This is a genomic window from Campylobacter sp. MIT 12-8780, assembly GCF_006864535.1.
Classification (GTDB): domain Bacteria; phylum Campylobacterota; class Campylobacteria; order Campylobacterales; family Campylobacteraceae; genus Campylobacter_D.
This window is the reverse complement of record NZ_QHLL01000006.1, coordinates 53487-73176: the sequence shown is the minus strand read 5'-3', so window position 1 is coordinate 73176 and position 19690 is coordinate 53487. Positions and strand designations below refer to the sequence as shown.

Annotated in this window: 19 protein-coding genes; 2 read left to right on the top strand and 17 right to left on the bottom strand. The window is 35.3% G+C overall.

Features of this window, described 5'->3' with window-relative positions; all coding sequences use genetic code 11:
• Positions 1–41 precede the first annotated feature (41 nt).
• Positions 42–851, bottom strand: a complete 810-nt coding sequence (locus DMB95_RS05920; protein WP_142931309.1) for a ferritin-like domain-containing protein — start codon at positions 849–851, stop codon at positions 42–44.
• 46 nt (positions 852–897) lie between these two features.
• Here DMB95_RS05920 and DMB95_RS05915 point away from each other — a divergent pair, with 46 nt between their 5' ends.
• Together DMB95_RS05915 and DMB95_RS05910 are read left to right on the top strand one after the other, a co-directional pair.
• Positions 898–1251: a methionine-R-sulfoxide reductase gene (locus tag DMB95_RS05915; protein WP_142931308.1), complete on the top strand. Its 354-nt coding sequence runs from the start codon at positions 898–900 to the stop codon at positions 1249–1251.
• 4 nt (positions 1252–1255) lie between these two features.
• Positions 1256–1888, top strand: a complete 633-nt coding sequence (locus DMB95_RS05910) for a MarC family protein (protein WP_142931307.1) — start codon at positions 1256–1258, stop codon at positions 1886–1888.
• On the opposite strand, the gene DMB95_RS05905 is transcribed toward DMB95_RS05910, so the two are convergent.
• The 16 genes from DMB95_RS05905 to DMB95_RS05830 all read right to left on the bottom strand — a co-directional run bounded on the left by DMB95_RS05905 (position 1885) and on the right by DMB95_RS05830 (position 19646).
• Positions 1885–2628 carry an amino acid ABC transporter ATP-binding protein gene (locus DMB95_RS05905; RefSeq protein ID WP_142931306.1) on the bottom strand — a complete coding sequence of 248 codons (744 nt, stop codon included), beginning with the start codon at positions 2626–2628 and terminating at the stop codon, positions 1885–1887. The genes DMB95_RS05910 and DMB95_RS05905 overlap by 4 nt on opposite strands.
• On the bottom strand, positions 2628–3308 hold the full coding sequence (locus tag DMB95_RS05900) for an amino acid ABC transporter permease (RefSeq protein ID WP_142931305.1): 681 nt from the start codon (positions 3306–3308) through the stop codon (positions 2628–2630). Before DMB95_RS05900 ends, DMB95_RS05905 begins: the two co-directional genes overlap by 1 nt.
• Positions 3309–3328: 20 nt before the next feature.
• Positions 3329–4075 carry a transporter substrate-binding domain-containing protein gene (locus DMB95_RS05895; protein ID WP_137632244.1) on the bottom strand — a complete coding sequence of 249 codons (747 nt, stop codon included), beginning with the start codon at positions 4073–4075 and terminating at the stop codon, positions 3329–3331.
• A 264-nt stretch (positions 4076–4339) separates the two neighbouring features.
• Positions 4340–6175: a bifunctional tRNA (5-methylaminomethyl-2-thiouridine)(34)-methyltransferase MnmD/FAD-dependent 5-carboxymethylaminomethyl-2-thiouridine(34) oxidoreductase MnmC gene (gene mnmC, locus DMB95_RS05890; protein ID WP_142931304.1), complete on the bottom strand. Its 1836-nt coding sequence runs from the start codon at positions 6173–6175 to the stop codon at positions 4340–4342.
• 6 nt (positions 6176–6181) lie between these two features.
• Positions 6182–8128 (bottom strand): N-acetylmuramoyl-L-alanine amidase, encoded by a 1947-nt coding sequence (locus DMB95_RS05885; protein ID WP_142931371.1) that lies wholly within the window; start codon positions 8126–8128, stop codon positions 6182–6184.
• Positions 8121–9218, bottom strand: coding sequence for a nitronate monooxygenase (locus tag DMB95_RS05880; protein ID WP_142931303.1), 1098 nt, complete (start codon positions 9216–9218; stop codon positions 8121–8123). The genes DMB95_RS05885 and DMB95_RS05880 overlap by 8 nt, the downstream gene beginning before the upstream one ends.
• Positions 9219–10421, bottom strand: coding sequence for a tyrosine--tRNA ligase (gene tyrS, locus DMB95_RS05875; RefSeq protein ID WP_142931302.1), 1203 nt, complete (start codon positions 10419–10421; stop codon positions 9219–9221). It lies immediately after the preceding gene.
• 9 nt (positions 10422–10430) lie between these two features.
• Complete coding sequence (locus DMB95_RS05870; protein ID WP_142931370.1) at positions 10431–12599, bottom strand: RelA/SpoT family protein; 2169 nt, start codon at positions 12597–12599, stop codon at positions 10431–10433.
• Between the two features lie 7 nt (positions 12600–12606).
• Positions 12607–12828: a DNA-directed RNA polymerase subunit omega gene (locus tag DMB95_RS05865; protein WP_137632239.1), complete on the bottom strand. Its 222-nt coding sequence runs from the start codon at positions 12826–12828 to the stop codon at positions 12607–12609.
• Between the two features lie 14 nt (positions 12829–12842).
• A complete protein-coding gene (gene pyrH, locus DMB95_RS05860) occupies positions 12843–13568 on the bottom strand; it encodes a UMP kinase (protein ID WP_142931301.1) in 726 nt (241 codons plus the stop codon).
• A 50-nt stretch (positions 13569–13618) separates the two neighbouring features.
• Entirely contained in the window at positions 13619–14791 is a 1173-nt protein-coding gene (locus DMB95_RS05855) for a murein hydrolase activator EnvC family protein (protein ID WP_142931300.1), read from the bottom strand.
• A complete protein-coding gene (locus DMB95_RS05850) occupies positions 14788–15594 on the bottom strand; it encodes an FtsX-like permease family protein (protein WP_142931299.1) in 807 nt (268 codons plus the stop codon). Before DMB95_RS05850 ends, DMB95_RS05855 begins: the two co-directional genes overlap by 4 nt.
• The gene (locus DMB95_RS05845; protein WP_137632235.1) at positions 15581–16246 is read right to left on the bottom strand and encodes a cell division ATP-binding protein FtsE; all 666 of its coding nucleotides are present in this window, start codon (positions 16244–16246) and stop codon (positions 15581–15583) included. Before DMB95_RS05845 ends, DMB95_RS05850 begins: the two co-directional genes overlap by 14 nt.
• Positions 16247–16325: 79 nt before the next feature.
• Positions 16326–17504 (bottom strand): tRNA (guanosine(46)-N7)-methyltransferase TrmB, encoded by a 1179-nt coding sequence (trmB, locus tag DMB95_RS05840; RefSeq protein ID WP_142931298.1) that lies wholly within the window; start codon positions 17502–17504, stop codon positions 16326–16328.
• A complete protein-coding gene (locus tag DMB95_RS05835) occupies positions 17504–18715 on the bottom strand; it encodes a fibronectin type III domain-containing protein (protein ID WP_142931297.1) in 1212 nt (403 codons plus the stop codon). Before DMB95_RS05835 ends, trmB begins: the two co-directional genes overlap by 1 nt.
• Positions 18663–19646, bottom strand: a complete 984-nt coding sequence (locus DMB95_RS05830) for an RluA family pseudouridine synthase (protein WP_142931296.1) — start codon at positions 19644–19646, stop codon at positions 18663–18665. The genes DMB95_RS05835 and DMB95_RS05830 overlap by 53 nt, the downstream gene beginning before the upstream one ends.
• Positions 19647–19690 lie beyond the last annotated feature (44 nt).

Sequence of the window (19690 nt, the reverse complement as noted above, 5' to 3'; positions counted from 1 at the left end):
GATTGTATAATTTAATGCTTGAAAATTACATTAAATACAAGCTAAAATCCCCTATTATGATAAAAGCTTTCAAGCTCTTTAAGCTCATCTTCATCAAAGCCAGCTTTTAGCCTTGCTTCAGTGTTTAGCACCTTGCCAGCTAGGCTAAATTCTTTGAATTTTTCACAAATTTGTATAAAGCTTTCTTTTTCATCTTTGCTTGCCTTCCACCATATGTCGCCCATACTTACATGAGTGATCTCATCTTCTAAGATGGTATTTAAAATTTCTTCTAAAAATGTTTTTAGAGCATGCTTGGTGCTTTGGAGTTTTTTAACCACAAAAGGATTAGCATCAAGCCCTCTTGCTTCTAATCCTCTATGCACTACGCTCATTCTGTATTTAAGTGAGTTTGCAGTAGCTTTTAGGGCAGCTTCTAAATTATCATGCACTACAAAGTCCCCATACTCAAAGCCAAGCTCTCTTAAAGCCCTTTGTAAAAGCTTAAAATGCTTGATCTCATCATCTGCTATCTTAAGAAAATCCCTATAAAAACTAAGGTCTAAGCCATGAAAGCGGTAGCTTGAATCAAGGGCTAAATTTATAGCACTATACTCAATATGTGCTATAGAATGAAGCATTTTTGCTAGGGCTTCATTTGAGTTTATCTTGCTTACGCGGCGAATTTTCATAGGCTTTTTTACGCTTAAATTTGGGTGGATATTGTCTTTTAACACAGCCTTGTATTCATGATCAAAGATAAAAAGCTCTCTTTTAAAATCATCATAAAAATCAAAAAAAGTTTCAAATTTAAGCTTTAAATCCTGCTCATATAAAATATTTTCTAAATTCCTAAAAAATTCCTTATTCATTTGCCTGCCTTTGTGCTATTATAACAAAAAAAATTAAGGCTTAAACATGAAAAAACTCAGCAAAGAAGAAGAATACATACTCATACACAAAGGCACAGAAGCTCCTTTTACCGGGGCTTATAATGATTTTTTTGAAAAAGGCGTGTATATATGCAAGGCTTGTGGAGCAAAGCTTTATAAAAGCGAGGATAAATTCCCAGCTCATTGTGGCTGGGCAGCCTTTGATGATGAGTATGAAGGGGCTATTTTAAAGCAGCAAGATAAAGATGGTATAAGAACTGAGATTATGTGTAAACAATGCGGAGGGCATTTAGGGCATGTCTTTTATGGGGAGGGTTTTACGCCTAAAAATACTAGACATTGTGTGAATTCTCTTTCTTTAGACTTCATCAAGGATTAAGCTCGTGTTTACTAGCGTAGAATCTCAAATTTATAGTATGTTTATCATTTCCATCACCATACTTGCGGTTTTAAATCCCTTTGGCAATCTTACTCAATTTATCGCTATGACAGCTGATCTTGCTAAGTCCATACGACAAAAACTCTTTCGCAACATACTTTATACAGCCTTTATCATCGTTATGGTATTTTTATTTAGCGGTGCTTTTATCATGCGCTATGTGTTTAATGTAAGCCTTGATGATTTACGCATTGCTGGAGGATTAATACTCATCATCATGGCAACAAAAAGCTTACTTTTTAGCGCGAAAAAGCAAGATTTTTTACACTATCAAGGCTTAGATGAAAAGGAATTGCTAAGAGCTAGCGTTGTGCCTATGGCTTTTCCTATGCTTGTAGGTCCTGGCACGCTTTCAACAGCCATCATCGCTTCAGAAGATCAAGGCTTGCTTGTTGCTTGTGGGGCTATAGTGCTTGCCTTTGCTTTTATGTTTTTACTCTTTCATTTTGCAGCCACCATTGAAAGGATCATCGGTAAGCTTATCTTGCATGTTTTTTCACGCATAGCTCAGGTTTTTATCATGGCTATTGGCATTAAGATGATGATAGTTGGCATTAAAGATATATTTGAGCTTTAAATGCAAAAATCCTCATGATCAAGCCGAGCTAAAAACTGCCTTACTCTTGGATGTTTTGGATTTTTAAAAAAGTCTTGAGTTGGGCTTTGCTCTAAAATTTCACCCTCGCTCATAAACACAATCTCATCAGCTACTGATTTAGCAAAATTAAGCTCATGCGTAACTATAAGCATGCTTTGATCTTTTATGTTTTTAATAACTTCTAACACCTCTCCTACTAGCTCAGCATCAAGGGCTGAAGTTGGCTCATCAAAGAGCATAAGGCTAGGATTTACAGCCAAAGCCCTTGCTATGCCTACTCTTTGAGCCTGTCCCCCACTTAGCTCAAAAGCATAAGAATGAAGCTTATCTTTTAAGCCCACAAGTTCAAGTTTTTCATAAGCTAACTCAAAGGCTTGTTTTTTAGGCATTTTTTTAACCACTATCAAGGCTTCAGCTACATTTTCTATGGCATTTTTGTTGATGAAAAGATTGTGATGCTGAAAAACCATAGCTGTTTTTTGACGAAAAGCGGCTATTTCTTTTTTATTGATATGCTTAAAATCAAGGCTTAAATTATCCAAACGCACACTGCCACTTGTAGGAAGTTCAAGTAAATTAATACACCTTAAAAGTGTGGATTTTCCTGCCCCACTTGAGCCTATGATGGCGATGATTTTTCCTTTTTCAAGCTTTAAATTGATATCTTTAAGTATAAGCTTGTCTTTAAAACTTTTGTATAAATGATTAATTTCAAGCATTAAGCATAAACCTTTCTAAAGACTTTCATCTTTTTTTCAAGTAAGGAAAAAAGAAATTCAAAAAGCATACAAACACCCCAATACATCAAAGCAGCCATTAAATACGCTTCTAAAAATTTAGAACTTCTGCCAGCTTCAATCTCAGCAAGTCCCATTAAATCATGCACAGTTATGGTAAAGGCTAGAGCCGTATTTTTAAGCTGGATAATGAAAAAATTACACAAATTTGGCAAGGTAATCATAAAAGCTTGAGGTAAAACTATGCGTTTAAAGCTCGCAAAAGCACTCATACCTAAAGAATACGCTGCTTCAAGCTGCCCTTTATCCACACTTAAAATAGCTGAACGCATAATCTCAGCTAAATACGCACTCGCATATAAAGAAAACACCACCAAAGCATAATAAATCGCATCAATTTGTCCAAAAAAATCAGAGCCAAAAGAAGCTGGCAAACCAAAATAAAACACAAAAAGCTGCACTAAAAGCGGCGTGCCTCTAAAAAAAGAAATATACACTATGGCGATCTCATTTAAAAGGCGGATTTTATAAAGACGAATTAAAGCTAATATAAGCCCAAAAAATAAACCCAGCACAAAAGAAAGAGCAGCAATGAGTATGGTATAATAAATCCCAGGATATATCCTTGCTGCACTGGCTAAAAAATAATCAAAATCAAACATTTTAAGCTGATTTTCCTAATTTACCTGCTTAAATCAAGCCCAAAATACTTTTGTGAAAGCTCGCCTATCTTACCATCTTGCAAGGCTTTTTCAAGGGCTATATCAAGCTCTTGTTTTAAAGCAAGTGAGTTTTTCCTAAAGACTAAAAATACCGGCACTTTTTCAAAATAAAACTCAGTCACTTTAATATCTACACCTTGAGCCTTAGCATAATCTAAACTAGCAATTGGATCATTGATGATAGCATCAAGCCTTGAGTTCGCAAGATCAGCAATAAGTGTAGGCGAGGTTTTGTAATGCACTATTTTTAAATCAAGCTCAGGATGATCTTTAGCGTATTTTTCAAGATTAAAAGCGTGGTTACTGCCTATGCTTACGCCAATTTTCTTGCCCTTTAGCTCATCTATGTGCTTTGCAGTGCCATTTTTAGAAAGGATTAAAGCACTCACGCCGTAAAAATAAGGCTTGGCTGAAAAGAGGTATTTTTCTTCTCTTTCTTTGGTTTTTGAAATTTGATTAGCAATCACATCAAACTTAGCCCCATCAAGCCCTGAAAAAATAGCATTCCAAGGCACAGAAACAAAGGTTAGCTGAGTATCTTTTAAATATGAGGCTAGGATCTTTACCACCTCATTATCAAAGCCTGTAGCTTCATTGTTTTCATCAAGATAAGCAAAAGGTGCATAAGCGTTTTCACTGCCAACCTTAAGTTCTTTTGCAAAGAGTAAATTTGAAACGATAAATACAAAAATAAGAATTTTTTTCATGGTTTTTCCTTTTGATTTAAGAAAACTAAAATTCAAGTAGCCAAAATGCTACAACAAAAAAATGAAATTCAAAAAAGCATAAAAAAGATAAATAACAGTGCTCAAAGGCACATACAAGGAGAAAAAAAGCGATAAAAAAGCTGGAAAAAAGTATAAAAACTTGTCATTTGTTCTCCTTTTTTGGTGAAATGATAGTTAGGATTGTATTCTTTTTTTCCTTAAAGAAAACTAAAGTAAGAAAAAATAAAATACAAGTTTAAAATTTTATAAGCCTTTTTTGAGCTTTCGTATCAAAAAACGGGCTGGGTGAATGTGTGCAATTTGGCTTTTGTTCAAAAAAAGTGGTTCATCACAGATTAAAGCACTTATATATCTTGCAGCGATGATAGCACTTGCAAAGCCCCTTGAGCCGTGTGCTGTGCTAAGATAAAGATTGTCTATATACTTTGGCTTAGGCTGGGCTTTAGTCTTGCTCCACAATAAGCTTTTATATGCTTTTTTATAATAGGCCTCATCATACATAGCTCCAAAAATAGCAAAACGATCTGAAGAATACGAGCGAAAAGCCACTCTTGAGCCTATAAATTCAGGCTTTAAATTTTGAGGTAAAATTTCCTTGATGTTGTTAAGATTTAAAGCATCATCGCTTTGCAAAGGCTCTTTGCTTGTATTTTGTCTATCATAGCTTGCTCCTATGAGTTGCAAATCATCTTTAGGCACGCACACATAGCCTTTTGAGCTAAGAGCGTGTTTGGTGCGTAAAAAGGGCTTGTATAGGCTTACTTGTCCTCTTACCTTGCTTAAATTCATCGCTTCATACTGCACAAAGTCTTTGCTCTCACTACCTAAAGCATAAATTAAAATGCCATATCCTTTAAGAGGACTTTGTTCCTTAAAATGAAGCTTAAAGCCCTCATTTTCATAAGCAAAATGCGTAAATTCATGTCCTAAAAAAAGCTCTGCCTTGCTTTTTGCAAAAAGCTTGCTTACTATATCTTTTGGGCTTAGATCAAGTCCTTGATCTAAAAAAGCTTGATTAGCCTTTATATCAAATAAGGGATTTTCTTTTTGCAAGTTAAACCTTGCTTGCATAAGCTCATTATATGCAAACTCATAAACCCCATTTGGCTCAAGTTTTAAAATTTGCTGATAAAACCTACTCGCTTCATAAAAACAAAGCTCGCTAAACTCGCCCAAAGCTACTTTTGGCTTTAAGATTAAAGAGCTTAAAACACCGCTTTCATTGCCACTTGCCTCGCTTGCTATGCTTTCATTTTTATCAAAAACACTGATTTTAAAGCCTCTTAAAGAAAGCTCATAAGCAAGGCTAGCACCTGCTATACCTGCACCAATGATAGCGATTTTGTTATTTTTAGCCTTTTGGCTTATGCTTTGAAAATACGCCTCCTTATCCTCAAAATCAAAGCCCATAAAATAGGCTTTTATCATCTCTCTTTTACAATAACCTTTGCATTTTTGGACTTTAAAATTGTATTTTTTAAGACTATTTTGCAAAAAAGATGAGGCTGAAAAGGTGCAAAGTTGAGCATTGAGCTTTGAAAGTCTTGCTATTTCTTTGATGATATTTTCATCAAATGCATTTTGATTTTTTGCTGGTGAAAAGCCATCTAAATACCACACATCAGCCTTAAAATCAAGCTCTTTAAGCGAAATCGCAGCCTCATTAAATACAAGATCTAAAAAAACATCTTTAAAATAAAATCTATATGAGCCATTTTTTTGCTTTGGATACACCTTTAAAAAAGGCTCTAAAAGTTCTTTAAACTCTTCATATAAGCCAAGTTTTTGATAAATGGTTCTTAATTCATCTTTTGGGATATAAAAATTTTCTAAACTCACATAAAACAGCCTTTGCTCGCCTTTTTTATCGCGTAAAAAACGTTTTAGGCTAAGAAAGAAATTTAAACCTATACCAAAACCAAGTTCAGCGATGATGAAAGTAGGATTATTTTTAAGCTCAAAAGCCTCGCTATAGACAAAACGGCGTTCTTCAAGGGCATTTTTATGGCTAAAATAAAAATCATCAAAATCCAAAGAAAAAGGGGTATTTTCCTTAAAGATAATCTTTGCTTTTTCCATGAGAGCTTAAGGATTGTTTGCAAAATAATTATCCACCCCAGCAGCTATGCCCTGTGCTAAAAGCTCTTGATAGCTTTTACTTGCTAGTCTTTTGCCCTCTTCTGGGTGGGTGATATAGCCTATTTCTATAAGCACAGCTGGCATATCTTGAGCGCCTACTAAAACCCAAAATGGAGCCTCTCTTACTGCTCCATCAACAACTTTATATTTACTTCGTATTTTACTTAAGAGATTTTTTTGTATGTCTATGGCTAGGCGATTTGAGGCGATGATCTTTTCTCTACTTAGAGAATGTAAGAAATTTTGTCTTGAGAAAAAATTTGCTTCTTCAAGATCGGATTTGTTTTCAGCAGCCGCAACTTCTTTGCTTCTTTCACTTCTTGCTGGGCTTAAGAAAAAGGTTTCTAAGCCTTGCATAGTTTTAGCTTTATTTGCATTTGGTGCAGCGTTTGCGTGTATGGAGATAAAAAGATTTGCTTTTTTGTCATTAGCTATTTTTGTGCGATCTCTAAGATTGATAAATTTATCGCTTGTTCTTGTGTAAAAGACTTTATAGCCTTTACTTTTAAGCTCCTCGCCAAGCTTTAAAGCTACGCTTAAGACTATGTTTTTTTCAAGCAACTTGCCTCCACCCCCAACTGCACCGCCGTCTTTTCCGCCATGTCCTGCATCTATGACGATGACTTTGTTTTTTGCACTTACTCTTGAGCTAGTGTTTTTTGGGCTTGTTTGAGTGCCTTGGTTTTGCTTGTTTTGGGTGGTTTTGGTATTTGAATTTATTTTATTTGAATTTGTTTTGCTAATTTGTGTTTTAGCATTTGTTTGAGAGCTGTTAAAGCCTAGAAAAAGGCTTTTTTTATCAAGCTCTTTAAAAAGTTTAAGTTCTTGCTTTGAGCTAAGCACTACACGAACGATTTTAGGCGTGTATTGAGTAAGGCTTATGTCTGCATTTTTAAAATCAAAATTTTTTCTCTTACCCTCAAGCACGCCTTCAAAATTAATCACTATGCGGTAAGCGTCCTTATCTTTCATCTGAAAAATTTGAAGCTCGTCCTCGTCAAGCTCATCACTAAGTCTTAGCATAATACCATTTGTTTCTTTTGTGCTTCCTAGCACAAAAAGTTTTTCTTTGGCTTTATTTTCTTTTGTTTGACTTGTTTTTTGTGGAGTTTGTGTTTTAATTTGTGCTGAATTTGTAGTGCTTGTTTTTTTATCGACTTGCTCCGTTTTCTTTGGCTTATTTTGTTCATCTTTAAATTCAAGTTCAAGCGAGTTTTTATCAAGTTTAAGATCAAAATCTGGTTTTTGATCAGCATAAATTACTAATCTTGTGGTTTGTGGATCAAATTGAGCAAGCAAAATTCGAGCTTGAGCTATTTTAAATTCTTTTCTACCTGTGTCAAGAGCAGCTTTAAAGTCGATGATATAGCGGTAATTTTGCTTTTCTTTAAGCTCTGATATGCGAAGCTCTTGTTGTTTGAGCTCTTCATTGAGGCTTAAGATGATATTATTTTGTTCTTGCTTAGCTTGCAAAACAAAACGTTTTTTTTCAGCTTCATTTTGAGTTTTTGGGCTTTGTTTTATATCGCTTGAGTTTTTTTCTTGCGTGGCTTTGGTGTTTTGGGTGTTTGTTTTTGCTGGTGTTTGCTTATTTTGAGCTTGCAAAGCTTTAATCTCATCTGCTTTAATGCCACTTTCAACAAGTTCTTTCACATAGCCTTTATCATCTAAATTTAAAGCATTTGAGCTAATAACTAAGCGTTTTAAAATTTCGATTTTGCTTTTTTCATCTTCGTTGATTATACTTTGAATGTATAAATTTTTAAGCTGATGATGAAAATCTTGTTTATTGCTTGAACGAGCAAAGTTTTTATCAAAATTTAAAAGCTGTGCTTCATACGCCCCAAAAAGCTGCGCGCACAGTAGTAAAAAGACAAAAAAGACTTTACGCATCTTCACCATGAACAAGCTTGTGCATAAGCTCTTTAACGCCAATAAGCTTTTCTAAACGATAGCCATTTGCTCCGGTAAAAAATAATCCCGTTTCTTTTTTTCCACTATATGCATCATAAAGCCTATCAGCTATGCAGTAGCCTACTTTTGTCGCTTCTTTACCGCGCTGGCAAGGCGAAACGCAGTTGCTGATACAATTGATCTTTGGTCCTTGTCTTTTATCTACAAGATCAAGTAAATTTGTGCGAACACCTCTTGCAGGATAACCTACTGGAGAATGGATAAGCTCGATATCTTCTTGCTTACAAGCAAGTAAAACTTCTTTAAAATGCTCGCTTGCATCGCATTCAAAGGTGCCGATAAAGCGAGTTCCCATTTGAACGCCACTTGCACCAAGTGAGATCATCTTTTCTATATCATTTTTATCCCATACACCCCCAGCTGCGATGATAGGAAAGTCTCCCCAATTTTTCGCTTCCTCAGCTACTTGAGGCACGACATTTTCAAGCTGGTATTCACTCATTAAGCATTGCTCATAAGTAAAGCCTTGATGTCCGCCACTTTTTGGACCTTCTACCACAACAGCGTCTGGCAAGCGTTTGTATCTACCAAGCCATCTTTTGCAGATGATTTTCAGTGCTTTTGCTGAAGAAACGATAGGCACAAGGGCTACATCTTTAAAACCAGCTGTAAATTCAGGTAAATTTGTAGGTAATCCCGCCCCGCTTACGATAATATTAAAACCTACCTCACACGCATCACGAGCTATCCTTGCATAATCATTGCTCGCACAAAGTATATTGCACCCCAAAGGTGCATCACCACAGACTTTTCTTGCGTTTGTGATTAAAGCTCTTAAGCCTTCTTTTGAGTAGAAGTTTTCGCTTCCATAAGGCTTTAAATTTAACTCTTTGCTGATATGACTTCTGTTTTCATAATAACCTGTGCCAACCGAAGAAATGATACCAAGTCCGCCATTTAAAGAAACAGCAGAAGCTAGGCGATCCCAGCTTATACCAAGTCCCATTCCGCCTTGAAAAATAGGATTTTTAATCGTATGTTTGCCTATCTTAAGTGGTTTTAACTGCATTTAATTAACCTTTAATTTTGCAAATTTTCTTTTGCCGATTTGTAAAATATACTCACCAATACCAAGCTTTTTTTGCTCGTCATTTTCTTTTTCGCCATTAATGCTAACTGCATTAGCGTTTATATCGCGTCTTGCAGCACTTGTTGAGTTTGCTAGCTTACAATGCACCAAAGCTTTTGCAAGCCAAATTTCACCCTCAATCTCAAAGCTTGGCATATCACTTGGCATTTGATTTTGACTATGCACTTTATCAAATTCAGCCTTTGCATTCATCGCTTCATCTTTGCTATGATATCTTTGACACAACTCAAGAGCAAGCTCTTCTTTTGCCTTTTTTGGGTGGATTTTGCCTTGCTTTAAATCCTCTTTTAAGCACTCAAGCTCTTTGGTGCTTTTAAAGCTTAAAAGTTCATAATACCTTAACATCAACTCATCATTAATGCTGAGTATTTTAGCATATATATCATTTGCTTTTTCGCTAATGCCTATATAATTTCCTAAACTTTTACTCATTTTATTGACACCATCAAGCCCTTCAAGCAATGGCATCATCATCACAACTTGCTCTTTGCCGACATTATAAATTCGTTGTAAATGCCTACCCATAAGGAGATTAAATTTCTGATCTGTTCCGCCCATCTCTATATCGCATTTTAAGGCTACGCTATCATAGCCTTGTAAAAGTGGATATAAAAACTCGCTGATTGAAATCGGGCTTTGTTCTTTAAAACGTTTGGTAAAATCATCTCTTTCAAGCATTCTAGCCACGCTGAAAGTTGAGCTAAGCTCTATAATACCAACGCTTGAGAGTTCATTTAACCATACTGAATTAAATTTGATGATAGTTTTTTCTGCATCAAGGATTTTAAAGACTTGCTCCTCATAAGTTTTGGCATTTTTAAGCACCTCTTCCTTGCTTAGCTTTTTTCGTGTTGCGCTTTTACCGCTTGGATCGCCAATTTGCCCTGTAAAATCGCCGATTAAAAACTGAACTATGGCTCCATGCTTTTGCAAAAGTGCCATTTTGCTTAAAACCACACTATGTCCTAAATGCAAATCAGGAGCTGTTGGATCAAAGCCAGCTTTTACAAAGAAATTCTCGCCTTTTTCATAATAATTTTTAATCAAAGTAAGCAATCTCTCCTCATCGATGAGCTCAGCGACACCTCTTTTTATATCTAAAATAATTTCATTTAAATTCATTCATATCCTTTATTTGCCATTATATGCGTCATTAAGTGAAGTAAAATCCAAAATTTTATAACGATTTTTTAAACGTTCTTTGATAGTTTCGATTTTTGTATTATCTGGAAATTCTATATGTGCTTCAAAATAATCTAGACTTGAATTTTGCGCGTTTGCTAGAGTTATGGAAAGTACATTGCCTTGCATTTTGGATAAGGTAGTTAAAAACTCAGCCAAAGCACCTTTTTTATTTTCCAGTGAAAAGATGATTTTATAGCTTTGCGTTGCATCGTTGTTCCACTCCACAAAAACCATAGGCTTTTGCTCTTCAAGCATTTTATCAGCCTTTTCGCAAAGTTTGTGATGAAGCACAGCATTACCCGCTTCAGCAAATGCCACAACTCCATCGCCTCTTTTAGGGCGACAGCAAAAATCAAAGTCCATATTGGCGATTTTGTGATTACTTAAGACGATGATATTGCCAAATTTTTGCTCCTTAAGCTCGTATTTATCAAAAAGATAAGATTTTTTAGCGTATTTTTTAAGCATATTCACCACATCTTTAAAATACACGCTATCGACGCTGATTTGGCGAATTCTTTTATTTAACCTTTCATCATCTATCCATTTTAGAATAGTTTGATGACTTTCATTAAAAACAAAGGCAAGGATATTTACTGCACTTTCTAAGTCAATCTCTTTGATCTTTTGCTTGCAAAATTCTCTAATATTAGCCTTTGCTTTAGCAGTTTTTACACTATCTATCCATGAACAGCGGTATAATTTATCATTTGAAGTAACTATGCGGACAATATCGCCATTTTTAAGTTCAGTTAAAAGCGGAACCTTAACGCGATTGACATAGGCTGTTTTTGCGTGAAGCCCTATTTTAGTATGCACTTCATAAGCAAAATCAAGCACAGTCGCACCCCTTGGTAGAGTAAAAATCTCTCCTTTTGGAGAATACACCGCCACATCTTCGATATAAAGGCTATCTTTGGCGTATTCGTATAATTCAACAGCGTTATAATCCCCCTCGTTTGCATTGATACTTGAATTTTGCATAGAAAGATCACTAATCCAATCAAGCTTAGGTGTAGCAACAGCTGAACCTTCTTTGTATTTATAATGTGCAGCTACACCAAATTCAGCGATTTTATGCATATCAAAGGTGCGAATTTGAGCTTCGATGATATTTTTAGTATCAAAAAGTGTGCTATGTATGGTTTGGTAACCATTTTGTTTTGGCAAGGCTATATAGTCTTTAAAACGAGACACAAGAGGATTAAAATGAGTATGCAAAATCCCAAGCGCGATATAGCAATCAAGCGTATTTTCAACCAAAATTCTTACCCCAAGCAAATCAAGCACCTCTTCTATAGAAATGCCTTTTCTTTGCATTTTAAGATAAACAGAATAGCTATGCTTAATGCGTTTGTGTATCTCAAAACTTCCTTGTCTAAAGCCGTTTTTGTTAAATAAAAGTTCGACTTTTGAGATAAACTCATTTAAACTTAACTGCATATATTGATCGTTTGAATTGATATAGTTGTTAATCTGCTTAAACTCATCTGGCATCAAATACTCAAAGCTTAAATCCTCAAGATAGTTTTTAATACTTGAAATTCCAAGCCTATGGGCTATAGGAGCATACACTACTAAGGTTTCTTCACTAATCCTTTTGCGCTTATCCTCTCTTAAACTTCCTAAGGTAAGCATATTGTGCAATCTATCGCAAAGCTTGATCACCAAAACACCCACATCTTCTATGCTTGCTAGGAGCATATTCCTAAAACTTAGGGCTGATTTGGCAAGATTTTTACTCACTTTTGAGTTGAAATTATCCTCTCTAATCTCAGTGATCTTAGTCAGCCCTTGAACAAGCCTAGTTACTTCAGATCCAAAGTCCTTTCTTAGTTCTTCTTCGCCATGTGGCGTATCCTCGATCACATCATGAAGCAAAGCCGCGATAATCATAGCTTCATTTGAACTTAAAAAAGCAACCAAAGCAGACACCAAGATAGGATGCACAGCATAAGCTTCACCACTCTTTCGAACCTGTCCTTCATGAGCAAGCGTACAAAACGCAACCGCTCTTTTAAGATCCTCACTTGGTGCATATACCTTAAAAAGTAAATTTGTAGCTTGATCTAAGTCTTTGCAATGCTTGATATCTTCGATGAGTTTATCAAGCATAAGCTCTTCATCGATTACTTTCAATGCCACTCTCTAGGGTGATTTTTTCTTCTGCGATCTCATAAAGAGCGATATCAGCAAATTTGACTTTATTCTTATCCAAATCCACTAAAGGCATAGCCCCATTAGCAAGCTCTTCAGCTCTTTTTGCCACAACTAAAGAAAGTTTATAGCGATCATTTCCCATTTTTTGTAAAGCTTTTGCAGCAATTTCTTCTATTCTTTGCATTGATTTTCCTTTATTTAATTTTCTTGATTTTTAACCACAGAGCAAATACTCATATCACCTTGTATGATTCTAAGCAAATTACCCTCGTGAAACATATTACACACGATGATAGGAAGTGCATTATCTTTTGCTAAGGCTATAGCTGTATCGTCCATGACTTTGATATTGTCATGCAAGGCTCTTTCATAGCTGATTGTATGTAAAAACTGAGCATCATCAAATTTGTGCGGATCTTTATCATACACCCCATCAACTTTAGTCGCTTTAATGATAACTTCAGCCTCGATTTCAACAGCTCTTAAAACAGCCGTTGTATCAGTGGTAAAATAAGGATTTCCGGTGCCAGCTGCAAAGATCACAACGCGTCCTTTTTCAAGATGTCTTTGAGCGCGTCTCATAATATAAGTTTCACAAAAAGCTTCCATTTGTATCGCACTTTGCACTCTTACATCAAGTCCAGCACTTTCTAAGGCTTCTTGCATGGCTATAGCATTAATCACGGTTGCAAGCATACCCATATGATCGCCACTTGTGCGCTTGATAAGCCCATCTTTAGCCGCTGTAACGCCTCTTATGATATTGCCCCCGCCTATAACTATGCCAACTTCTACATCATTAATGAGTAGCTCTTTGATCTGCGAAGCGATATATTTAAGTACTGAATTTTCAATGCCAAAGCCGTTATCTCCAGCCAAAGCCTCGCCTGAAAATTTAACCAAAACTCGTTTTTTCTTTTGCATACCTCATCTCCTTTAAGCTGTTATTATACTCTAAAAGCCTTTAAAATTAGTTAATTTAGGCTAATTAATTCTAAAGGATTGATGTGAAATTTCTCTTGAGTTACCTCAAAAGTAAGATCATTTTTTACCCTACCCAAAACCTCGCCTTTTTTGACATTTTTGCCTACCTTAAGTGTAGGTGCAATCTTATCTAAGTGAGCATAAATCGTATGAAGTCCGTTATTATGCTCGATAATGACTACTCTTTGGAGTAAATTTGTCTCTTTAGCAAAAACAACCTTGCCACCAAACACACTTTTAACCCTTGCGTCAGCTGTTTTTGAACGCAAAATCACATTTTCATTAAAAATTTTGATATTATAAATGGGATCGGTAAAATTACCAAATTTTTGTTTAACGGTAAAAGAATCAAGTGGAGCTATAGTCTTTTGTCCTTTGTATTTTTTAACAGCTGTATTTTGATAGCTTGAGCCAAGCTGACGCACAGCTTGATTGTTGCTTGAAGAAGAAGTATTGCTCGCTTTTTCTTGTTTATCGCTTACGATTTTAAGTTCAGCTAGGGTATTTCTTAGCTCGACTTGCTGTTTTTGCACATCATTAAGCTTTTTTGTATAAATATCCTTGTCTGTTTTTTGTCTTTTAATCTCATCAATTTGCTCAAGTTTGAGCTTTTCAAGCTTAATTAAATCATCGTTGTATTTTTTTAAATTTGTATTGATTTTATCGATTTGAGCTTGTTTTGCATTGATCTGCTTTGAAACAAGCTCATAATCCTTTGAAAGTCTATAAAATTCCTCTTTCAGCACCTCATCAAGCGAATTTAAAAGCTCAAAAGCGATAAAGCTTTCTTCACTTTCTATATATCCGCTTGGTATGGGCAAATCAAAGGCAAAATTTTCAGCGATTAAACTCACAAGTTTGTTTTCCATAGCGTTTTTGTCTTTAAGCAAATCTTGATTTTGCGAATTTAAGGTTTTAAGCTCTTTATTTTGAAGCTTTGCATTTTCTTCAAGCTTTAGTGTTTCTTGGCTGAGTTTTTGAATTTGTCCGGCAAGATTGTTAAGGTTTTTTTCGCTTGCTAAAATATCCTTAGCTAAGTCATCAAGCTTTTTTCCAAGTTGCTTGCTTATCCTTTCACTCTCTTTTAAATCCTTTGTTTTTTGACTCAACTCATCAGCAAATGAAAAAACAAAAAGTAGCACTAAAAGCCACAAAATTTTCATTTTTTAACCTTAAACATTACCGAATTTACGCAAAGTAAAGACACAAGCAAACTTAAAGCAAAGATAATGCTTAAATGTAAGATAAAATTCATCTTTGGCAAACTAATATCTACAGCATTTAACGCACTTTGGATAAAACCAAGAGAAAAAATTTGAGTGAAAAAAACAAGCAAGATTAAAAAGGCAATGAAACAATCAAACAAAACTACCCTGTATAACATAAAAGAGCGAAACCAAAAAGGAGCGCCAAAAAGACACATAATCTCAACCCTTTCAGTATGCTCAAAAAGCCAAATTCGCATTTGTTTTAAAAAGAGCACAAAAGAAAGCAAGATGATGATAAATAAAAACAACCAAAAGACAAATTTAATCAATACAAGCAAGCTATAAATTTTATCATAAGTCTTTGCAAAAGCCTCGACTCGAATCACATTTGGCATTTTTGAAAGCTTATCTTTTAGCTCTTTAAGCTCGCTTTGAGTAGGTAGGTGATTAAGTTTAAGGCTATAAAAGTGTGGTAAAGAACGTTCTAAAGCAGCAAGATTGCTTGCTGAGACATCGTTTTTAAGCCTTTGCATAAAGCTTTTTGTATCGAGGCTTTGCAAGGTTTGTAGCGATGGAATTTGATTTTGCACGCTGGTTTGAGAAAGTTCTTTTGAGCTGGCTATGATAATGCTATAATCTTTGTTTAAAAGACTTTCATAATGTTTTACGGTTTGATTGATGATGAGTATAAACTCAAAAGCAAACATCATAAAAAGAAGTGGCAAAATAAGCCCTAAATGTGTTTTAAATGATTTCATTGACTTTTCCACTTTCTATATCAAAGCGTCTGTATTCAAGCCTAAGATTGCTTGGAATTCTATGCGTTACGACAACAACACAAGTGCCAAGTATCTCTCTTGCTGATTTTAAAAGCGTCCAGATAATATCTGAAGAGTATTCGTCCAAATTCCCAGTTGGCTCATCGCAAAGCAAAAGCTTGGGATTATGAGCTAAAGCCCGAGCCATAGCTGCTCTTTGCTGTTCGCCGCCAGAAAGCTGATCTGGTTTTTTATCTGCTTTAAAAGTAAGTTCAACATGGCTGAGTAGCTTCGCGCTTTGTTCTTGACAAATTTTTTTAGAATAACCTTTAATCATCAAAGGCAACATAACATTTTTTTCTATGCTGTATTCTTTGATGAGCTTATAATCTTGAAAGATAATGCCTATATTTTGGCGAAGTTGCAAAAGCTCTTTATTTGAGATACCATTAATCACACTACCACACACCTCAAGACGTCCAGATAAAGGCTCTAAATCTGCGTAAAATGATTTTAAAAGTGTGGATTTTCCACTTCCACTTTTTCCGGTAATAAAAACAAAATCATCATTTTTAAAAGAAAAATTCGCCCGCTCGATGACTAATTCATCATAACCTAAAGATAAATTCTGCGCTCGAATCATAATTGGCATACTTTTCCTTAATAAAAAACTAAATTCTAAATTATGCTCTATTTTATCTTAAAAATCAAGAAATTTAAGCCCTTGATTTTTAAATTTCTTGATTTAAAAAGTCTAGAAGTTTTTGTAAAGCTTTATAATTTTGCTCTGTCTTAAAAGGCTCATTAAACAAAAATGAAAGCTTTTCATCAAACAGCAAATACGTATGTTCTGGGCTATAAAAGCTACCAAAAGCAATTTTAAGCACCACGCTTTGCTCGTCTTTGATATACACATTTTCAAGACTTAAAAAATAATCCTCACCCCTAAAATGCCTTTTTTTAAAGTTTTGCTTGAGTTTTTCTACACTCATTAAGGGTTTAAAATCCTTTAATTTAAAATCAAAGCACGCAAGCTCATTATCATCAAAAGTTTCATTATATACACATAGATCATATATATCTTTTTCTTGTCTTTTCCATCTTGCTTCGTATTTGCTCGTAACGCCCAAATCTGCGTTTTTGTTAATCTGTGCTTTGCAGGTTTGTAGGGCTAAAAACTGCTCTAAAGTAAAGTCAAAATACGCCTTGCTGTCTGTTCTTAACTCAAAACAAGCACCTTTTTGAAGCACTCTTTGGCAATTTTTTACAAAATCAAAACTCACAACCCTTCTTTGAGGCTGTTTGTCCCAAGGCACTGGAAAATGCAAAAATATTTTTGCAAGGCAGTGATTTTTAAGCACGCTAAGCAAAAGTCTAGCATCATTTTGTGTCAGCAAAACATTATCTAAACGCTCTTTCATCGCTAAATTTGCAACTTGTTCTAAAGCTGGTGTGTAAATTTCAACACCTAGCATTAAAATGTTAGGATTTTCTCGTGCCTGATAGAGCAAATGCCTACCCGAGCCAAAACCTATCTCTAAATATGCCTTTTCAAATTTTTGCACATTTTCAAGCAAAGATAAAATATCATTTTCGATGAATTTGTTTTTTTTAAGCAAATGTGTCTTTTTAAGCGCAAAAGCTTCACTAATCACCTCTTTAGCAAAAGCGTTTTTAAACACAAGCAAAGCCTTTTGCACATAGCCAATTTGCGTTGGTTTGCTGTGCTTTTCAGCCTTAATCACAAAAGCCTCATTTTGTTTCACAATTTGCAAGAAAAAGCACTCATCAGCTACCTTTGTAAAAAGCAAGCTTGAGCGTGTATCATGACAAGCCCACAAAAAGCTTACTTCTTCTTGCATAAAAGGCAAAACAAGTGGCTTAACACCTTTGCATTTAAAATTTGGCATTAACCGCCTACCCTTACTCTAGCTGAAGGTTTAGATTCAATGCCATTGCTATCTACGCTAATGACTTCATAAGTATAGCTTTGTCCTTGCACGGCTGTAGTATCTTTAAAAGTTGTTTCGCTAATCTCTTTAAAGATCACATCGCCTCCGCCATATCGTTTAAGTGTATAGCTTACCGCTCTATCATCATTTGGCGTCCAACCAAGATCAATACCATCAGCCACAATAGCTGTTAAAGTGATACTTGGAGCAAGCGGAGCATCAAGGGTTTTACCTTCTACTGAATGCTCTGGCATTGTGCTTTCAAGCCCGTCTTTATCAACGATAGTGATTTTGTATTCTTTTTTCTTGCCTACTTCATTTACCCTATCTTCATAGTTATTACTTTGTGTTCGTGCAAGCTCTGAAAAAGGGAGTAAGCTTGAATTTTTTGCATAAATTTTATAATACGCAAAGTCCTCAAAGTTTGGACTATCCCAAGCTAAAAGTATGCGTCCTGCAAGATCAGTTGTAGCTGATAAATGCGTGATTTGCGGTGGTAAAGCTTTGGTGGTAGAGTTTAGAATTTGACTTGATTCTGAATACACGCCATCAAAGGTTTTAGCAAAAATGCGGTATTGAAAATTTTGATTAGGTTTTAAATCATCATCAATATATTCAGCTTCCAAACGATTTTTAAGTTCCTTTATAGTTTTAAAATTTCCATCTTGCTCTGCCCTTTGTATCTCATAAGCTTGCACTCTAAGATCAGGGTGGGGACGCCAAATGAGCTTGATTTTGTTTGGTAAGCCATTAATAGCTTGCACAAAAGGCAAAGGCTGAAGTCTTGGGCTTGTTTTTACTTCGATTAAAACACCTTCGCTTGAAATTTGCTTAAACTCATTAAAGGTTCTCATCGTATAAAGATAAGTCGTATCAGGCTCAAGCGAGGTATCAACATAATGGGTTTGAAATTTGTTCTTAATCGTTGCAACAAGCTTCATTTCAGGTTCATTTGGCGTGCTTTTATAGAGCAAAAATCCTTGTATATTTTCATTATAAAAAGAATTCCACTCAAAAGCAACGCTACTCATATCGCTGATATGCTTGAGTGTTTGCACGCTTGGCAAATCCTCATTTACGCTCATTTGCTGGTTTTGCATAGTTAAACCGCACGCATTAAATATGAGCGTTAAAAGCAGAGTAAATAGACTCAAATGAAGTTTTTTCATCAAGTTCTCCTTGTGTAAAATGTGTTTGTAAAATTGTATAAAAATCATCATAAATTGGCGCTTTAATACAAAGTTTTTTTTGACTTTTTGGGTGTATAAAATACAAAAAATACGCATGAAGCATCACTCTTTCATACTTTGCTCCCTTAAAGCCGTAAAGCTCATCGCCTAAAATATGACGATTTAAGCTTTCTAAATGAGCTCTTATTTGGTGCGTGCGTCCGCTAAAAAGCTTTGCTGCTATAAGAGCTGGGCTTGTTTTATCTTCTTTGGTAAGCAAATTGATAAAAGCTGATTTTGCACTTTTTGCTCCGTTTAAATTCGCTTTTTGTGGATCAAGGGCTATTTTTTTAAGGCGGTTGTGCGGATTTCTTGCCAATGCTTTTTCTACAAGCATATAATTTTCTTTTAAAGGCAGATCACTCAACGCTAAATACAAACGCCCCATACTTTTATCCAGAAGTTGTTCGCTTAAAGCCTTGTGCGTAGCGTTATTTTTAGCAATAAGTATAGCTCCGCTCGTATCTTTATCAAGCCTATGTACTAAGCCTGCTCGAAGCTCGCCGCCTAGAGTTGAAAGCGTGTAATTTTTAGCCAAAAGATAATCAACTAAAGTTGCTTCTTTTACGCTTAAAGCTGCATGCACGACAAGCTTTGGTGGCTTATTTAAGACGAGTAAATCCTCATCTTCATATAAAACATTTATATCAAAATCAAAGTCAAATTTGCTTTGTTTTGGTGAAGTTTCAAGCTTTTGAATGCTGATTTCATCATTTATTTTAAGCTTAAAAGAAGGCTTAAGCTCAAGACGATCATTGACTTTTACGCCACCATTTTTGATTAAAGCAGCGATTTGATGGCGACTTTGCTGTAAATTTTTACTCAAAAAAATATCAAGTCTTGAAATTTCACTGACTAAAATTTTTTGCATTTTAAAGCGTTTATCCTTTGCAAAGTTAAAATCTTAGCGTATAA